Origin of the sequence: Pectobacterium fontis (genome assembly GCF_000803215.1) — a bacterium.
GTDB classification, from domain to species: Bacteria; Pseudomonadota; Gammaproteobacteria; order Enterobacterales; family Enterobacteriaceae; genus Pectobacterium; species Pectobacterium fontis.
In genome coordinates, this window is record NZ_JSXC01000046.1 from 1 (window position 1) to 2,959 (window position 2,959).

The 2,959-nt window shown below is 52.3% G+C and carries 1 rRNA gene; it reads left to right on the plus strand.

From position 1 onward, the window contains the following. Positions 1–163 precede the first annotated feature (163 nt). Positions 164–2,959 (plus strand): 23S ribosomal RNA (locus tag OI69_RS16555); the annotation flags it as partial.

Here is a 2,959-nt window from a genome sequence, read left to right on the forward strand (position 1 = left end):
TTGCTCTTTAACAATCTGGAACAAGCTGAAAATTGAAACATGACGGCTGAACATGCATAACTGCCTTCGGGTGGGTTGTGGTGAATCAGTCTGTCAATGAGTCTCTCAAATAATCGCAGCGCGATGATGGCATTGATACAGTCAAGACATCTTCGGGTTGTGAGGTTAAGCGACTAAGCGTACACGGTGGATGCCTAGGCAGTCAGAGGCGATGAAGGGCGTGCTAATCTGCGATAAGCGTCGGTAAGGTGATATGAACCGTTATACCCGACGATACCCGAATGGGGAAACCCAGTGTGTTTCGACACACTATCATGACATGAATACATAGTGTCATGAGGCGAACCGGGGGAACTGAAACATCTCAGTACCCCGAGGAAAAGAAATCAACCGAGATTCCCCCAGTAGCGGCGAGCGAACGGGGAAGAGCCCAGAACCTGAATCAGTTTGTGTGTTAGTGGAAGCGTCTGGAAAGTCGCACAGTAAAGGGTGATAGTCCCGTACACAAAAATGCACAAGTTGTGAGTTCGATGAGTAGGGCGGGACACGTGACATCCTGTCTGAATATGGGGGGACCATCCTCCAAGGCTAAATACTCCTGACTGACCGATAGTGAACCAGTACCGTGAGGGAAAGGCGAAAAGAACCCCGGCGAGGGGAGTGAAATAGAACCTGAAACCGTGTACGTACAAGCAGTGGGAGCCTACGTGTTAGGTGACTGCGTACCTTTTGTATAATGGGTCAGCGACTTATATTCTGTAGCAAGGTTAACCGAATAGGGGAGCCGCAGGGAAACCGAGTCTTAACTGGGCGTTAAGTTGCAGGGTATAGACCCGAAACCCGGTGATCTAGCCATGGGCAGGTTGAAGGTTGGGTAACACTAACTGGAGGACCGAACCGACTAATGTTGAAAAATTAGCGGATGACTTGTGGCTGGGGGTGAAAGGCCAATCAAACCGGGAGATAGCTGGTTCTCCCCGAAAGCTATTTAGGTAGCGCCTCGTGAATTCATCTTCGGGGGTAGAGCACTGTTTCGGCTAGGGGGTCATCCCGACTTACCAACCCGATGCAAACTACGAATACCGAAGAATGTTATCACGGGAGACACACGGCGGGTGCTAACGTTCGTCGTGAAGAGGGAAACAACCCAGACCGCCAGCTAAGGTCCCAAAGTCATGGTTAAGTGGGAAACGATGTGGGAAGGCATAGACAGCCAGGATGTTGGCTTAGAAGCAGCCATCATTTAAAGAAAGCGTAATAGCTCACTGGTCGAGTCGGCCTGCGCGGAAGATGTAACGGGGCTAAACCATGCACCGAAGCTGCGGCAGCGACGCTTAGGCGTTGTTGGGTAGGGGAGCGTTCTGTAAGCCTGCGAAGGTGGCCTGTGAGGGTTGCTGGAGGTATCAGAAGTGCGAATGCTGACATAAGTAACGATAATGCGGGTGAAAAACCCGCACGCCGGAAGACCAAGGGTTCCTGTCCAACGTTAATCGGGGCAGGGTGAGTCGACCCCTAAGGCGAGGCTGAAAAGCGTAGTCGATGGGAAACAGGTTAATATTCCTGTACTGGGTGTGACTGCGAAGGGGGGACGGAGAAAGCTAGGTTATCCGGGCGACGGTTGTCCCGGTTTAAGCGTGAAGGTGGATGACTTTGGAAAATCCGGGTCATTGTTAACACTGAGGCGTGATGACGAGTCACTACGGTGATGAAGTAACCAATGCTACGCTTCCAGGAAAAGCCTCTAAGCTCCAGGTCACATCGAATCGTACCCCAAACCGACACAGGTGGTCAGGTAGAGAATACTCAGGCGCTTGAGAGAACTCGGGTGAAGGAACTAGGCAAAATGGTGCCGTAACTTCGGGAGAAGGCACGCTGGTGTGTAGGTGAAGTGACTTGCTCACGGAGCTGAAACCAGTCGAAGATACCAGCTGGCTGCAACTGTTTAATAAAAACACAGCACTGTGCAAACACGAAAGTGGACGTATACGGTGTGACGCCTGCCCGGTGCCGGAAGGTTAATTGATGGGGTTATCCGCAAGGAGAAGCTCTTGATCGAAGCCCCGGTAAACGGCGGCCGTAACTATAACGGTCCTAAGGTAGCGAAATTCCTTGTCGGGTAAGTTCCGACCTGCACGAATGGCGTAATGATGGCCAGGCTGTCTCCACCCGAGACTCAGTGAAATTGAACTCGCTGTGAAGATGCAGTGTACCCGCGGCAAGACGGAAAGACCCCGTGAACCTTTACTATAGCTTGACACTGAACCTTGAGCCTTGATGTGTAGGATAGGTGGGAGGCTTTGAAGCGTGGACGCCAGTCTGCGTGGAGCCGACCTTGAAATACCACCCTTTAATGTTTGATGTTCTAACGTGGGCCCCTAATCGGGGTTGCGGACAGTGTCTGGTGGGTAGTTTGACTGGGGCGGTCTCCTCCCAAAGCGTAACGGAGGAGCACGAAGGTTAGCTAATCCTGGTCGGACATCAGGAGGTTAGTGCAAAGGCATAAGCTAGCTTGACTGCGAGAGTGACAGCTCGAGCAGGTGCGAAAGCAGGTCTTAGTGATCCGGTGGTTCTGAATGGAAGGGCCATCGCTCAACGGATAAAAGGTACTCCGGGGATAACAGGCTGATACCGCCCAAGAGTTCATATCGACGGCGGTGTTTGGCACCTCGATGTCGGCTCATCACATCCTGGGGCTGAAGTAGGTCCCAAGGGTATGGCTGTTCGCCATTTAAAGTGGTACGCGAGCTGGGTTTAGAACGTCGTGAGACAGTTCGGTCCCTATCTGCCGTGGGCGTTGGAAGATTGAGAGGGGTTGCTCCTAGTACGAGAGGACCGGAGTGAACGCACCACTGGTGTACGGGTTGTGATGCCAATTGCATTGCCCGGTAGCTAAGTGCGGAAGAGATAACCGCTGAAAGCATCTAAGCGGGAAACTTGCCTCGAGATGAGTCTTCCCTGG